This window comes from Bacillus sp. FDAARGOS_235, assembly GCF_002073415.2.
Taxonomy (GTDB): domain Bacteria; phylum Bacillota; class Bacilli; order Bacillales; family Bacillaceae_G; genus Bacillus_A; species Bacillus_A toyonensis.
Map to the genome: position 1 here is coordinate 4,180,309 of NZ_CP020437.2, position 15,486 is coordinate 4,195,794.

A 15,486-nucleotide genomic window follows, 5' to 3' on the forward strand; every position below is an offset into this window, starting at 1 on the left:
TTTTTATATCATTTATAATAGAAAGAGAAAACTAAATTTGTTATTCAGTGCGTGTAAGGACATACTACATATAAAATATAGTTAAAGAGATGATGAGAGTGAAAACAACTAAGCAAACATATTCGTTTTTTCAGCGGATGTGGAGAATATTAAAGTTTCAATATTATAAGTTGCTTCGATCGCCAGAAGGAGCAAAGAAAGTGTCGTTAGGTTTTGCTATTGGTTTTGGTTTAGAAATGTTAGTAATTTATACAGCATCGCTCGTATATGTAATATTTTATCCAATCGTTCGATTAGCAAAAGGATCATTTCCTGCTGCAGTTATTGGCAATATTATTGGGAAAATATCGTTTCTCCCAGTGTTTTTATTTCCGCTTGCGTATGCGCTAGGGAAAATGATTTATCCATTTCATGTACAACAAATACATCATGAACCATTTACGATATCGGACTTGTTTTCAAGTCACATTTTTACGATGTTAAAGAGCTTATTACAGAGTGAAGTATATGTATTAATTGGAATGACGATTTTAGGAGTTGTGTTCGGTGTAGTTTCATATTTCGTAGTGCATTATTTATATGAAAAGAATCGTAAGTTACGTTTGAAGAACAGAAAGAAAAAAGTGAGAGAACCACTTGTACAAATATAAAGAATGGCACATTCATTTTCTCCTTTGAATATGTTTAAGAAAAAGGGGGAGAGAATGGATGTATTATTACTATGTACCTCAAGTATACCCATATACAAATTATTATCCGGTAAATGATATGAGACAGCAAGTTGGAGTGTATCAACAGCAACAATTTCAGCAATTGCCACAAATACCACCACAACAACCTACGCAAGATCAAAAACCATATTTAACGACATGGCCATATTCAAATGTATACTACGGTAATTATTATGAATCATAAAGCTGCTTCTATTTAGAAGCAGCTTTATGCGTTTGTTTTCAAAATTAAATTTTGAATGGTTTGAAGAGATTGAATGAGCTTTTCGCGCTCTTCCTCAGATAATGTTTGGAAATTTTCTTTTAGTTTGTCTAAAATGAATTGCTGATACTGATTTACTAATAATTTCCCTTCAGCTGTTAGAGAAATTAAAATGACCCGTCGATCTTTTTCGCTATAATGACGCTCTATTAGTTCCTCTTGAATAAGTTTGTTTAATAGAGGTGTCATGTTAGGCCTTGAAATCGCTAGCCGCTTGCCGATTTCGGAAACTGCTAATGTGCCATTTTCATGCAAAAGTAGTAATACTTGTGTATGTGATGGCGGCATATGTCTTTGAGAAGAAAATTCTCCAGGAAGCATAAATTTGCGATAAAAAAGAGGCACTAGCGAAAGAAGATGATCAACAATACGTTCCCACTCGCGTGATTCCATATAAAGGCCCCCTTCCACTTTCATTGTAACAAAAAAGACATGGTATAAAAATAGAATTGTTTCACAGCAGTTTTAATATTTGTAGGATAACACTTGCTTTGTAAATGTATTAGCAATAATCGCATAGCCGTTATCATTTGGGTGCACTTGGTCAAATAGTAAATCTTTTTTATCATTCGATATTAATTTACGAATTGGTAAAACGATAGACGGTTGATTTGCTTTTGAAATGGAATAAACGGATTCATTCCATCCGTCTAAAAACATGTCTGCATAACTTGCGATGGAGTCATCGAGTTGTAACGGGTTATAGAGTTCTGAGAGAATGAGTAAAGCGTTCGGATTTTGATCTCGAACTGTCTTTACAATAGTTTTTATATCCGCTTCAAAATGAGCTTTTTCTTTATTTAACATTTTAATACCATCTATAACACCGACATCACGATTTAAGCGAAATAAATTATTTCCTCCAATATTAATCGTAATTATATTTGCAGCTCTAATTTTTTGCTTTACATCTTCTGATTGAACTTTTTTAGCGAGACGATCTGTAGTAAGGCCGTTTATCCCAAGATTTTCTACTGTAATTGGTTTATGAATTTGTGCTTCTATTTGTCTGGAAGCTAATTCAGCAAATCCACCTTGTGTCGATCCATATCCTTTAGCGAGTGAATCACCTAATACGAGGTGATAAAAGGAGTCGTTTGTTTGCTTATCAATCCAACTTGGAGCAGAGGTTTTCTCTGTTTTGTCTTCAGGTTCGTTTTGTTTTGTCTCATCGTTCTTTTCAAAATTAGAATAAGAAATGATTAGAAGGAGGAGACAAACAACTATTAAGATGACTTTTTTCATAAATTCATCCTCCTTGTAATTGGTAATTGTATCATATTCAGCAATATTAGCAATGTAAGGGCATATTATATGTTTATGAAAAGTTTACAATAACTTTACAGAAAATTTGTTGAAGTTTGTCAAAAAATATTGACGATACGAAAGAGTTTTATATATGATAATGTCAGATAAGGTGAAATGCTACTTAGTGGGAGCTTTATCTCCCGTTAATTGTTTGTCTTCATCAATCGAGCGTTTAAGGGGACTACTCGTTAGCGCAGGATGAAATGAAAATCGTGTCTCTAATAGAAGAAAAAAGGTATGTGATTATGGACCGATAGGGATTCATTTCATTATTTCTGGTAATTGTATAAGGGGGATTTTTTGTGAAAAAGTCAAAAAAAATGCTAGCTGGAGCAACTCTTGCTATAGGTGTAATAGCGCCGCAAGTACTGCCAACAACAGCTCATGCGGATGAGAATACTGGGGAGAGTACAGTTAACTTACGAATTCTAGAAACATCAGATATTCACGTTAACTTAATGAATTACGATTATTATCAAACGAAAACAGATAATAAAGTAGGTCTCGTGCAAACGGCAACACTTGTTAATAAAGCACGTGAAGAAGCGAAGAACTCTGTCCTGTTTGATGATGGGGATGCATTACAAGGGACACCGCTTGGTGATTATGTAGCGAATAAAATAAACGATCCGAAAAATCCTGTGGATCCTAGTTATACACATCCATTATATCGTGTAATGAATTTAATGAAGTATGACGTCATCTCTCTTGGGAATCATGAATTTAACTATGGTTTAGATTATTTAAACAAAGTGATTAGTAAAACAAAGTTCCCGGTTATTAACTCGAACGTCTATAAAGATGATAAAGATAATAATGAAGAGAACGACCAAAATTACTTTAAACCATATCATATTTTTGAAAAAGAAGTAGAAGATGAATCAGGTCAAAAACAGAAGGTGAAAATTGGGGTAATGGGATTTGTTCCACCTCAAGTTATGAACTGGGATAAAGCAAATTTAGAAGGAAAAGTTAAAGCGAAAGATATAGTTGAAACAGCGAAGAAAATGGTGCCGAAAATGAAAGCGGAAGGTGCAGATGTTATCGTTGCACTAGCGCATTCTGGTGTTGATAAGAGTGGATACAACGTTGGCATGGAAAACGCATCGTATTATTTAACAGAAGTTACTGGTGTAGATGCAGTATTAATGGGACATTCACATACTGAAGTGAAGGATGTATTTAATGGTGTTCCAGTTGTAATGCCTGGTGTGTTTGGAAGTAACTTAGGTATTATTGATATGCAATTGAAAAAGGTAAGCGGAAAATGGGAAGTACAAAAAGAGCAATCGAAGCCACAACTTCGTCCGATTGTTAATAATGAAGGTAATGTAGGACCTGATCAAAATTTAGTTAATGAAATTAAAGATGATCATCAAGCGACAATTGATTATGTGAATACAGCTGTAGGAAAAACGACAGCGCCAATTAATAGTTATTTCTCATTAGTACAAGATGATCCTTCTGTGCAACTTGTGACAAATGCCCAAAAATGGTATGTCGAAAAGTTGTTTGCTGAAAATGGACAATATAGTAAATATAAAGGAATACCAGTTTTATCTGCAGGCGCACCATTTAAAGCAGGTGGCCGAAACGGTGCTACATATTATACGGATATTCCAGCTGGAACGTTAGCAATTAAAAACGTTGCAGATTTATACGTATATCCAAATACTTTATATGCTGTAAAAGTAAATGGGGCACAAGTGAAAGAATGGCTTGAAATGTCTGCAGGTCAGTTTAATAAAATTGATCCAAAGGAAACAAAAGAACAGCCGTTAGTAAATATAGGCTATCCTACATATAACTTTGATATTTTAGATGGTTTAAAATACGAAATTGATGTGACGCAACCAGCAAAATATGATAAAGATGGAAAAGTTATAAAGGAAAATGCGAATGCGAATCGTATTGTAAATATGACGTATGAAGGTAAGCCAGTAGCTGACAATCAAGAATTTATCGTCGCTACAAATAACTATCGTGGAAGTAGCCAAACGTTCCCAGGTGTAAGTAAAGGGGAAGTTGTATACCAATCACAAGATGAAACACGTCAAATCATTGTGAAGTATATGCAAGAAACACCAGTTATTAATCCAGCAGCCGATCAAAACTGGACATTTAAGCCGATTGTTGCAGATAAATTAAATACAACATTCGATTCTTCACCAAATGCACAAAAGTATATAAAGAAAGATGGGAAAATATCATATGTTGGACCATCTGAAAATGAATTTGCTAAATATGCAATTGATATAACGAAGAAGAACGATGGTGGAGAAAAACCAACAACACCACCAACAGGTGAAGGTAATAATGGAGGAAATCCAACGACACCACCAACAGGTGAAGGCAATAATGGAGGGAATCCAACGACACCACCAACAGGTGAAGGTAATAATGGAGGGAATCCAACGACACCACCAACAAATGAAGGTAATAGTGGAAACAATGCAGGATCTGGACAAACTACAACAGATGATCAAAATACAAAAGAAACAACGACAACTGTAAGTGAAAATAAAGAAGCTGACAAAGATGAACGTGATTTACCGAAAACAGGTGCAAGTGTTGCTTCTACAATTGGAGCGGGTCTTGCATTTGTTGGAGCGGGATTACTTATGTTATTTAGAAGAAAGAAAGCAAATAGATAGTAAAGTGTTGTATAAAAAAAGGATTACCGCAATCGGTAATCCTTTTTTTACTTGTATATTATGAAACTGGTACTGCTTTTTCTTTTTTCCATGAAAGACCGAATCCAGTAAAGCCGACGATAATGGTTACAACTGGACAAGCTAAACAGAAGATTGCGTATGGCAGGTAATCGAATGTTGGAACGCTAAGGACGTTTGTTAAGAATACGCCACTTACACCCCATGGTACGAGTGGATTAATTACTGTACCAGCATCTTCTAGTACTCGTGATAAATTACGACGTTCTAAACCGACTTCATCGTATTTATTAGCAAATGCTTGTCCTGTTAAAACGATGGATAAGTACTGTTCACCAAGTAAGAAGTTTACACCAATTGCAGTTGAAGCAGTAGAAATAATTAAGCGTGTACTATTTTTAACAAAGCTAGAGATGATATTCATCAGCTGCGCGATAATACCCATTCCTTGTAGTAATCCTCCCATGCAAAGAGCTAGGAAAATAAGGGCAACGGACATCATCATACTTTGTAAACCGCCGCGAGATAATAAGCTATCAATATCTTTTATACCAGTTTTAGAAACATAACCGTCCTGCATAATTTTCATTAAATCAGTTAGAGATGTACTAGGTTTGAAAATAAAGAGAATAATGATTCCTACTACGATTCCAGCAAGTAATGTTGGAACTGCTGGAACCTTTTTGAATGCGAATAGGAACAGTAATAAAATTGGAATAAGTGTAACGATAGAAATTGTTGCATTTTTTTCTAACGTGCTAATAAAGGATGTGAAATCAACATTGCCTCCAGATCCACTGCCTAAAATGAAATATGCAATAAAAGCAATAATGAAAGCTGGAACTGTCGTCCAAAGCATGTTACGAATATGTTCAAATAAATCTACACCGGTTACAGCAGGAGCTAAGTTTGTTGTATCAGATAAAGGAGACATTTTATCCCCAAAGAATGCACCAGAAATAATTGCACCAGCGATAAGCGCTGGATCGTATCCAAGAGCACTACCCATGCCCATAAAGGCAAGTCCTACAGTTGCAGCAGTTGTAAATGCACTACCGATACTCGTTCCAACAATCGCACAAACAACAAAAACAGTTGGAACGAAAATTTTCGGAGATACAAGTTGGAAGCCGTATACCATTAAAGTTGGAATTGTTCCAGCTGCGATCCATACACTAATTAATACGCCTACAAGTAAGAAAATAAAAATAGATGGAATCCCCGCTGAAATACTACTGATCATCCCTTTTTCCATAGTAGACCAAGAGATTTTTTTCATAAACCCAAACGCTAATAAAATAACGATACCGAATAAAATCGGGATATGCGGTGAAACTTCTAATTGAATAACACTAAAACCAATACAGAAAAAGATAAAAATTGTTAAAAGAACAGATTCAATTTTTGAAACCATTGTTTTCCCCTCCTAATTAATCGAGAATAGTCTTTTTTATATAAAATTCGCCAATATTGTATATTTCCTTTTAAATTTTAGAATTTTTTGACAAATTATCGGTAATTTGTTAATACTTCTATATGATACGGAAATGATTGGATAAAAAAACGTCCCTGCATATAATTATGCAGGGACGAAGAAATCGCGGTACCACCCTAGCTTGTAAAATGAATGTATCACAAAATAAAGGGTCGTATGATATGCGTTAATAAAATAAAAAACGCCCCTGCAATATATGCAGGGACGAAAAATTCGCGGTACCACCCTAAATTGTGAAACAGTGTCGTTTCACCACTCTTTAGACATAACGGTCTATAACCGTCTTTCACTACTCCTTACGTTTCGTAAAAGAAGCTCCAGGGGGTAATTCATAATTCGCTCTGTACTGGTTCGCACCGACCACCAGCTCTCTGAAATCAGAAATCGAAATACTACTAAATCCTATCAACGCCGATTCATATGATGTTAGTTAAATTTTTATCATATATTCATCATACATGTCAATAAAAATGTGTAATATTTTTTTAGGGAAATAAAGGAGATAGGTTTTAACATTGAAAAATGTGCGTTATAATGAATTCGAAAGGGGAGAAAAGAGTGAAGAAAAAACTAATTCTTTTTACCACCTTACTAGTCATTGGCGGAAGTGCTGGAATTTACACAGCTTTTGCAGCTGAATCAGAGCAGGTGAAGCAAAAGCAAATCCAGCAATCAGAAGTGAAGAAAGTGAAAGAAACGGAAGAGAAGAAGTCGATGGAAAAAGCAGCTGCGAAACTAGGAGTTTCTACTGATGAGAAAACAAAAGAGGAAATTACGAAAGAAGTAAACACAGCTAGATTTGAGAAGCGTCATGATTTATTAATTGAGCATGCAAAACAACTGGGAATTGATACAGAAGGAAAAAAAGATGAAGAGATTATTTTAGAAATCGGAAAGATACAGCATGGAAAGTAGAACAACTTATCGTATGATAAGTTGTTCTTTTTTAAGAACTGTTTAATTTAAAAATAATTGACAGTCTTTTGGATTTAATGTTAACTATATCTATAAACTAGTTAACATTAGGGGTGACAATTGTGACTGTGAATAGTAATACGACTGAAAAATCATCTTATACATATGAAGAATTATCAGAGAAAAATAAAGCTTACGTATGGCACCCATTTACACAAATGAAAGGTTATTTAGAAGAAGATCCTGTCATTATTGAACGTGGAGAGGGAAGAAAGCTATACGATGTAAATGGAAATGAATATTGGGATGGGGTTTCATCTATTTGGCTAAATGTTCACGGACATCAAGTGCCAGAATTAGATGAAGCAATTCGTGAGCAATTAAATAAAATTGCTCATTCTACTATGTTAGGACTTGCTAACGTTCCATCAATTTTATTAGCAGAAAAAATTATTGAGGTTGTACCAGAAGGATTGAAGAAGGTGTTCTATTCAGACTCTGGTTCTACAGCTGTTGAAATTGCAATTAAGATGGCTTTCCAATATTGGCAACATAAAGGGAAACCGAGAAAACAAAGATTTGTTACATTAAAAGAAGCATATCACGGTGATACGATTGGTGCTGTTTCAGTAGGAGCAATAGACTTGTTTCACCAAGTGTATAGTTCACTCTTATTTGAAGCAATTAAAATGCCGTATCCATATACATATCGTTCTCCTTATGGAGATAATAAGGAACAAATTGTAAAAAAACATTTAGAAGAAATGGAAGAAATGCTGAAAGAAAAACATGAAGAAATTGCAGCTATTATTGTAGAACCTTTAATGCAAGGTGCTGGCGGTATGATTACAATGCCGAAAGGATACTTAAAAGGGCTAAGGGATTTATGTACAACATATAATGTTTTATTTATTACGGATGAAGTAGCAACGGGATTTGGGCGCACTGGAAAAATGTTTGCATGTGAACATGAAAATGTGACGCCAGACATTTTAACCGCTGGGAAAGGTTTAACAGGTGGTTATTTACCGGTTGCAGTTACGGTAACGACAGACGAAATATATAATGCCTTCTTAGGAGAATATGAGGAACAAAAATCATTTTTCCATGGTCATAGTTACACAGGTAATCCGTTAGGGTGTGCAGTAGCAATTGCGAATCTAGAATTATATGAAAAAACAAATTTAATAGAAGATGTTGCACGTAAAACAGAATATGTAGCCAAGCAATTAGAAGCGCTCTTTGCATATAAACATGTAGGTGATATTCGTCAGTGCGGGTTAATGATTGGTATTGAACTAGTGAAGAATAAGGAAACGAAAGAATCGTTTGAATGGACAGAAAGAGTCGGTGTGCAAGTATGTAAACGCTCAAGAGATCTTGGCATGATTTTACGACCGCTCGGTAACACGATTGTATTTATGCCTCCTCTTGCTTCTACAATTGATGAGATAGATGATATGTTACGCATTTTATATAAAGCAATCTCAGATGTTACGGAGGGAGAAGAATGAGCGGTTTTTTCATAACAGCAACAGATACTGAAGTTGGAAAAACTGTGGTTGCAGGTGCGTTAGCAGGTGTATATAGAGAGTTGGGATATAACGTAGGTGTATATAAACCGTTGCAAAGTGGACATGTTGCATCAAACCCTGAGGGAGATGCAGCAAGATTAAAAGCATTATCGGGTGTACCGACAAAAGAAGATGAAATTTGTCCTTATTCCATTGAAGAACCGCTTGCTCCGAGACTTGCGATGAAAAGAGCTGGAAGAGTCGTAAAGTTAAAAGACATTATGAGGCACTATGAAGAACTATTAAAAGAGTTTAATAGCGTATTTGTCGAAGGGGCAGGCGGGCTTGCAGTCCCATATACTGAAGATAGTTTAGTAATTGATTTCGCAAAACAATTACAGTTGCCTCTTATTATAGTAGCTCGCCCTACGCTAGGGACAGTAAATCATACTGTCTTAACAATTTCTTATGCACAGGCACACGGTTTAACAGTAGCAGGTGTAATTTTGTCTAGTTGTAAAGAATGTGACAAAGAAAGAGTGCAAGAAAATAAAGAAATGATTGAGGAGTTAAGTGGAGTACCAGTTTTAGGTTTATTACCATTTCTTGAAGGTGAATTTACTAGGGAAAAATTATTGGAATCAGCAAAAGAACATATTATGATTTCAAAATTAGAGGAGTTCATTCAAAATGAATCAAACGTGGCGCACACATCTTCAATCTAAATTACAACAATTACATGAGCAAGGACAGTATCGTAATTTGCATGTAACAGAGCAAGCAGAAGAGACGTGGCTTATTCGAGATAAAAAAAGGTTGTTAAATTTAGCATCAAATAATTATTTAGGATTAGCTGGGGATGAAAGATTAAAAGAAGCTGCTATTGCGTGTACAAAAAAATATGGAACTGGTGCGACGGCCTCTCGCCTCGTTGTAGGAAATTATCCATTGTATGAAGAGGTTGAGAGAAGTGTATGCAACTGGAAAGGTACTGAAAGAGCACTAATTGTAAATAGTGGATATACAGCAAATGTAGGTGCTATATCTGCTTTAGCCTGTCGTCACGATATTGTGTTTAGTGATAAATTAAATCACGCAAGTATTGTTGATGGAATTATATTAAGCGGCGCAGAACATAAAAGGTATCGTCATAATGATTTGGATCATTTAGAGAAGTTATTGAAAATAGCGTCACCTGAAAAGAGGAAATTAATCGTAACTGATACTGTTTTTAGTATGGATGGTGATACTGCATACTTGAGAGAATTAGTGCAGCTTAAGGAGAAATACGGGGCAATCATTATAGTTGATGAAGCGCATGCGAGTGGAATATATGGAATCGATGGAGCTGGGTTATCTCATATAGAAAAAGACATTGCTCAAAAAATTGATATACATATGGGGACGTTTAGTAAAGCTTTAGGGTGCTATGGTGCGTATTTGACAGGCGATGCAATTTATATAGAGTATTTACGAAATATGATGAGAAGCTTTATTTTTACTACAGCCTTACCACCAGGAATATTAGGGGCGATACGAAAAGCAATTGAAATTGTGAAAGAAGATAACGAAAGAAGAGAGAGTCTTATAGCGAATGGTGCATATTTCAGAACCCATTTACGAGAAGCTGGTTTTGATATTGGGAATAGCTCAACTCATATTGTACCGATTGTAGTCGGTTCAAATGAAAATGCTTTACGGTTTAGTAAAAGATTACAAGAGGTAGACATCGCAGCAATTGCAATTCGTCCACCGACGGTTCCAATTAATAGTTCCCGGGTCCGTTTTGCTGTTACGTCACAACATACAATAGCTGATTTAAAATGGGCCATTGACCAAATTATTCACATTGCGAAAGAAGAGGAGCTTTTCGTATGAAAGAGCTAAAGATTATTTTTATCCCTGGATGGGGAATGGAAGAAAATGTTTGGGATTTAGTACTTCCGTATTTCAAAGAATATCCTGTTCAATGCATAGATTGGCGTAACGTGAAAGAGATAGGCGAGTTTGCGGAACGAATAATAGATGTAGCGCATGATGAAAATGTAATTTTAGTTGGATGGTCATTAGGAGCTTTAGCGGCAATTCAAGCCTATAAAAAGATTAAGGCGAAAGGTATCGTATTAATTGGTGGTACTGCTAAATTTACAAATACGAGTGACTATACAAGTGGATGGAATTCTTTGCATGTAGAACGGCTGAAAAAGAATTTGGTGGGGAAGAAAGAAGATACGCTCAAGCGGTTCTATGAAAATATGTTTACGAAAGATGAGTTGAAAGAGAATAAATGTTTTGAAGATATTGTAAAACATTTTAAAGGGGATTCTATTCAGTCTTTACAATTAGGTTTGGATTATTTAATAGAAACAGATATGAGAGGAGAGCTGAAAGAAATTCAAGCACCTATACTATTTATTCATGGAGAGCAGGATGTAATATGTCCATTGTCTGCTGCTCATAGTATGGCGGACAATACAAATGTAACACTCAAGGTAGTAAGTGAGGCAGGACACGCATTATGTATAACGAATTTTGAATATTGTGCAAATGAGGTAATTCAATTTGTAGAGGGGATACGACATGATCAACAAAACGTTACTGCAAAAACGGTTTAACGTGGCAGCTGTATCTTACGATCAATATGCAAATGTACAAAAAAAGATGGCACATTCATTACTTTCTACATTGAATCGACGATATAGTGCAAATTCATCGATACGTATTTTAGAACTTGGATGCGGGACAGGTTATGTCACAGAGAAATTATCAAACTTATTTCCAAAAGCGCATATTACAGCTATTGATTTTGCTGAAAGTATGATTGCGGTTGCGAAAACTAGACAAAATGTAAAAAATGTAACGTTTCACTGTGAAGATATCGAACGATTACGATTAGAAGAATCATATGATGTCATTATTTCAAATGCTACATTTCAATGGCTAAATGATTTAAAACAAGTGATTAGAAATCTATTTCATCATTTGTCTACAGATGGGATACTACTCTTTTCAACGTTTGGACAAGAAACTTTTCAAGAGCTTCACAATTCGTTTCGGAGGGCGAAAGAAGAAAAAAATATACGAAATGAAATAGTGATAGGTCAACGTTTTTATTCGAAAGATCAGTTACGCCATATATGCAAGATAGAAACAGGGGATGTACATGTTTCTGAAACATGTTACATAGAGAGTTTTGCAGAAGTTAGAGAGTTTCTGCATTCTATTCGAAAAGTAGGAGCGACCAATAGTAATGAAGAATCATATTGCCAAAGTCCCTCACTCTTTCGTGCGATGCTTCGTATATACGAAAGAGACTTCACGGGAAATGAAGGGATAATGGCAACGTATCATGCTTTATTTACGTATATAACAAAAGAGGGGAAGAGATGAAATGAAACAAGTACAAACAAAAAGGGATTGGAAAAAACTTGCATACGACGTAGTAGAAGAGAAAATGATTACGAAAGAAGATGCAATAGCAATATTAGAAGCTGATGATACAGAAGTTTTAGAAATTATGAATGCAGCCTACATCATTCGTCATCATCATTTTGGTAAGAAAATAAAATTGAATATGATTATTAATACGAAATCTGGCTTATGTCCTGAAGATTGTGGGTATTGTTCACAGTCTATTATTTCAGAAGCACCAATTGATAAATATGCATGGTTAACGCAGGAGAAGATTGTAGAAGGAGCACATGAAGCAATTCGCCGTAAAGCGGGTACATATTGTATTGTAGCATCTGGCCGTCGCCCGACAGATAAAGAAGTAAATCACGTAATTGGGGCTGTGAAGGAAATTCGTGAAACGACAGATTTGAAGATTTGTTGCTGTTTAGGTTTCTTAAACGAAGATCAAGCAGGACGCTTAGCAGAAGCTGGTGTTCATCGTTATAACCACAACTTAAATACACATGAAAACAATTATGAAAGCATTTGCTCAACTCATACGTATGACGATCGTGTTGATACGGTTCAAAAAGCGAAACAAGCTGGTATTTCACCATGCTCTGGGGCGATTTTTGGAATGGGAGAAACAATTGAAGAACGTGCTGAAATAGCATTTGAATTACAACGTATAGATGCAGATTCTATTCCGTGTAATTTCCTCGTTGCTGTAAAGGGCACACCGCTTGAAGGACAAAAAGAGTTAACACCTGTAGAATGTTTAAAAGTATTGGCGATGATGCGTTTCGTAAACCCAACAAAAGAAATTCGTATTTCAGGAGGTCGCGAAATTAATTTACGTTCTGTACAGCCACTCGGCTTATTTGCAGCAAACTCTATTTTTGTCGGGGATTACTTAACGACAGCTGGACAAGAGCCAACTGCAGACTGGGGTATGATTGAAGATTTAGGATTTGAGATTGAGGAATGTGCACTATAAGATAGAGGAAAAAGCAAACTTGTAAAAGAGTTTGCTTTTTTTGTAAATAAAATGTAATAAAAGGCTATTATCACTTGATACGAATGGGTTTTGAGTGAGAAAAAGAATTTTTGCAGACGAATTTTCCAAGCCCTAGTTGTACATAGTAAATATGTATTTTATATTGGGTTGGAGGATTTTACATGCACAAATACATATTAGCGATTATGACCTGTCTAATTTTAATAAAAGCAATAAGTACTGATCCAGTTAAGGCCGCTGAAAATCCTGAACAAAAAGAGATGCAACAAAGAATTGAACAACATTTTCGAACGAAAGCTGAACATTTTGGATTGAAAACGGAAGGGAAAGATTTAAAGGAAGTACGAAAAGAAATTACTATTATAGAAGAAGCGAAAAAAAGAGAGAATGTATGGAGAACAGCGCAAGCACTTCGTATAAAGACAGAAGGAAAAACGATGAATGAATTAATAAAAGATGTACGAAAAAAAGCGAAAAAATAAAAAGAGGCCGCAGCCTCTTTTTTTATGCCCATTGTTTTGATAAGTGAGCCATTTCAATGGCAGCAACGGCTGATTCATATCCTTTATTACCAGCTTTCGTACCTGCACGTTCAATCGCTTGTTCAATTGTTTCTGTCGTTAATACACCGAAAATAACAGGGATGTCAGTTTGTAGTGATAAAGACGCAACACCTTTTGCTACTTCATTACAAACGTAATCGTAATGTGTAGTAGCTCCGCGGATTACAGTACCTAAAGTAATAACAGCATCATACTTTCCGCTACTGGCCATCTTTTTAGCGATTAAAGGAATTTCAAATGCACCAGGAACCCAAGCGACATCAATATCATTTTCTTCTACGCCGTGACGTTTTAATCCGTCTAAAGCGCCGCCAAGTAATTTACTTGTAATAAATTCATTAAAACGTCCAACAACAACCCCAACTTTTAATCCTGTACCAACTAAATGACCTTCGAATACCATAATAAATCTCTCCTTTGATTATAAGTTTAATAAATGTCCTAATTTGTTTACTTTCGTTTGTAAATATGTTTTATTCTCTTCTTTTGTTGGCATTTGCAACGGTACACGCTCGACTACTTCTAAATCGTAACCTTGTAAGCCAGCAATCTTTCTTGGATTATTCGTTAATAATCGTAAACTTTGTAAGCCTAAATCTTTTAATATTTGAGCGCCGATACCATAATCACGAAGGTCAGCAGGGAAGCCGAGTTTTTCATTTGCTTCTACAGTATCGAATCCTTCTTCCTGCAATTTATAAGCGCGAAGCTTATTAAGAAGCCCGATGCCTCGTCCTTCTTGTCTCATATAAAGAAGAACACCTTTTCCTTCACGCTCAATTTGAGCAAGTGCTGCATGGAGTTGTGGTCCGCAATCACAGCGACATGAACCGAATACATCTCCTGTTAAACATTCAGAATGAACACGTACAAGCACCGGCTCACCTGTTGAAATATCACCTTTTATGAGCGCAATATGTTCTTTCGTATCTAATGAGTTAGAATAGCCAATTGCTTGGAAAGTACCGAAATCTGTAGGTAAGGTAATTTCCACTTCTCTCGTCACAAGTGTTTCATGATGGCGGCGATAAACAATTAAATCTTCTATCGTAATCATTTTTATATCAAATTGTTTTGCGCACTGTAGTAAATCAGGTACACGTGCCATCGTACCGTCCTCATTAATAATCTCGCAAATGACACCAGCAGGTTCTGCTCCGCAAAGTTTTGCTAAATCGACAGCAGCTTCTGTATGACCTGAACGGCGAAGGACACCGCCTTCTTTTGCGATTAATGGAAAGATATGTCCAGGTCGATTGAAATCAGCACCTTTAGATGCAGGGTTTAACAATTCTTGTATCGTAGTTGCACGTTCGTGAGCGCTAATCCCTGTTGTTGTAGAAACATGATCAATGCTCACTGTAAACGCAGTATGATGTGAATCTGTATTATGAGATACCATTGGTTCTAATTGTAGGCGCTCTGCGTACCCTTCCGTAATCGGTACGCAAACGAGGCCGCGACCATGTGTAATCATAAAATTAATTGTTTCTGGCGTAATATACTCTGCTAAAGCGATAAAATCGCCTTCATTTTCTCGGTTTTCATCGTCGCATACGATAACGACTTTTCCTTGTCTTAAATCTTCTAGAGCTTCTTCAATACGATGAAACAT

General features: G+C 35.9%; 16 protein-coding genes and 1 other annotated feature. Of the genes, 11 read left to right on the plus strand and 5 right to left on the minus strand.

Going from position 1 to position 15,486, the window contains the following annotated elements; translation table 11 throughout:
- Window positions 1–89 precede the first annotated feature (89 nt).
- Complete coding sequence (locus A6J74_RS23880) at window positions 90–650, plus strand: DUF2062 domain-containing protein (protein WP_002044856.1); 561 nt, start codon at window positions 90–92, stop codon at window positions 648–650.
- Between the two features lie 58 nt (window positions 651–708).
- The gene (locus tag A6J74_RS23885) at window positions 709–915 is read left to right on the plus strand and encodes a hypothetical protein (RefSeq protein ID WP_000291941.1); all 207 of its coding nucleotides are present in this window, start codon (window positions 709–711) and stop codon (window positions 913–915) included.
- A gap of 24 nt (window positions 916–939) precedes the next feature.
- On the opposite strand, the gene A6J74_RS23890 is transcribed toward A6J74_RS23885, so the two are convergent.
- Window positions 940–1,386, minus strand: a complete 447-nt coding sequence (locus tag A6J74_RS23890) for a MarR family winged helix-turn-helix transcriptional regulator (RefSeq protein WP_000445820.1) — start codon at window positions 1,384–1,386, stop codon at window positions 940–942.
- Window positions 1,387–1,458: 72 nt separating this feature from the next.
- The gene (locus tag A6J74_RS23895; protein WP_000755809.1) at window positions 1,459–2,238 is read right to left on the minus strand and encodes a GDSL-type esterase/lipase family protein; all 780 of its coding nucleotides are present in this window, start codon (window positions 2,236–2,238) and stop codon (window positions 1,459–1,461) included.
- A gap of 365 nt (window positions 2,239–2,603) precedes the next feature.
- Between A6J74_RS23895 and cpdB the strand changes: the two genes are divergently transcribed.
- Window positions 2,604–4,955 (plus strand): bifunctional 2',3'-cyclic-nucleotide 2'-phosphodiesterase/3'-nucleotidase, encoded by a 2,352-nt coding sequence (gene cpdB, locus A6J74_RS23900; RefSeq protein ID WP_000748632.1) that lies wholly within the window; start codon window positions 2,604–2,606, stop codon window positions 4,953–4,955.
- 58 nt (window positions 4,956–5,013) lie between these two features.
- On the opposite strand, the gene nhaC is transcribed toward cpdB, so the two are convergent.
- Window positions 5,014–6,387 (minus strand): Na+/H+ antiporter NhaC, encoded by a 1,374-nt coding sequence (nhaC, locus tag A6J74_RS23905; RefSeq protein WP_000253727.1) that lies wholly within the window; start codon window positions 6,385–6,387, stop codon window positions 5,014–5,016.
- A 278-nt stretch (window positions 6,388–6,665) separates the two neighbouring features.
- Window positions 6,666–6,886: a binding site (T-box leader), on the minus strand.
- Between the two features lie 140 nt (window positions 6,887–7,026).
- Here nhaC and A6J74_RS23915 point away from each other — a divergent pair.
- The 8 genes from A6J74_RS23915 to A6J74_RS23950 all read left to right on the plus strand — a co-directional run bounded on the left by A6J74_RS23915 (window position 7,027) and on the right by A6J74_RS23950 (window position 13,790).
- Window positions 7,027–7,383, plus strand: coding sequence for a hypothetical protein (locus tag A6J74_RS23915; protein WP_000727842.1), 357 nt, complete (start codon window positions 7,027–7,029; stop codon window positions 7,381–7,383).
- A 122-nt stretch (window positions 7,384–7,505) separates the two neighbouring features.
- A complete protein-coding gene (bioA, locus tag A6J74_RS23920) occupies window positions 7,506–8,897 on the plus strand; it encodes an adenosylmethionine--8-amino-7-oxononanoate transaminase (RefSeq protein WP_000217835.1) in 1,392 nt (463 codons plus the stop codon).
- Window positions 8,894–9,622 (plus strand): dethiobiotin synthase, encoded by a 729-nt coding sequence (gene bioD, locus A6J74_RS23925; protein ID WP_000012507.1) that lies wholly within the window; start codon window positions 8,894–8,896, stop codon window positions 9,620–9,622. Before bioA ends, bioD begins: the two co-directional genes overlap by 4 nt.
- A complete protein-coding gene (gene bioF / locus A6J74_RS23930) occupies window positions 9,588–10,775 on the plus strand; it encodes an 8-amino-7-oxononanoate synthase (RefSeq protein WP_001077303.1) in 1,188 nt (395 codons plus the stop codon). Before bioD ends, bioF begins: the two co-directional genes overlap by 35 nt.
- Window positions 10,772–11,512, plus strand: a complete 741-nt coding sequence (locus A6J74_RS23935; RefSeq protein WP_000661287.1) for an alpha/beta fold hydrolase — start codon at window positions 10,772–10,774, stop codon at window positions 11,510–11,512. The genes bioF and A6J74_RS23935 overlap by 4 nt, the downstream gene beginning before the upstream one ends.
- Complete coding sequence (bioC, locus tag A6J74_RS23940; protein ID WP_000608928.1) at window positions 11,478–12,287, plus strand: malonyl-ACP O-methyltransferase BioC; 810 nt, start codon at window positions 11,478–11,480, stop codon at window positions 12,285–12,287. The genes A6J74_RS23935 and bioC overlap by 35 nt, the downstream gene beginning before the upstream one ends.
- A 1-nt stretch (window position 12,288) precedes the next feature.
- The gene (gene bioB / locus A6J74_RS23945) at window positions 12,289–13,287 is read left to right on the plus strand and encodes a biotin synthase (protein ID WP_000815851.1); all 999 of its coding nucleotides are present in this window, start codon (window positions 12,289–12,291) and stop codon (window positions 13,285–13,287) included.
- A gap of 182 nt (window positions 13,288–13,469) precedes the next feature.
- The gene (locus A6J74_RS23950) at window positions 13,470–13,790 is read left to right on the plus strand and encodes a hypothetical protein (RefSeq protein WP_000549775.1); all 321 of its coding nucleotides are present in this window, start codon (window positions 13,470–13,472) and stop codon (window positions 13,788–13,790) included.
- 22 nt (window positions 13,791–13,812) lie between these two features.
- Here A6J74_RS23950 and ribH read toward each other — a convergent pair whose 3' ends face one another.
- On the minus strand, window positions 13,813–14,274 hold the full coding sequence (ribH, locus tag A6J74_RS23955; protein ID WP_000230897.1) for a 6,7-dimethyl-8-ribityllumazine synthase: 462 nt from the start codon (window positions 14,272–14,274) through the stop codon (window positions 13,813–13,815).
- Between the two features lie 18 nt (window positions 14,275–14,292).
- Window positions 14,293–15,486 carry a bifunctional 3,4-dihydroxy-2-butanone 4-phosphate synthase/GTP cyclohydrolase II gene (gene ribBA, locus A6J74_RS23960; RefSeq protein ID WP_000469017.1) on the minus strand — a complete coding sequence of 398 codons (1,194 nt, stop codon included), beginning with the start codon at window positions 15,484–15,486 and terminating at the stop codon, window positions 14,293–14,295.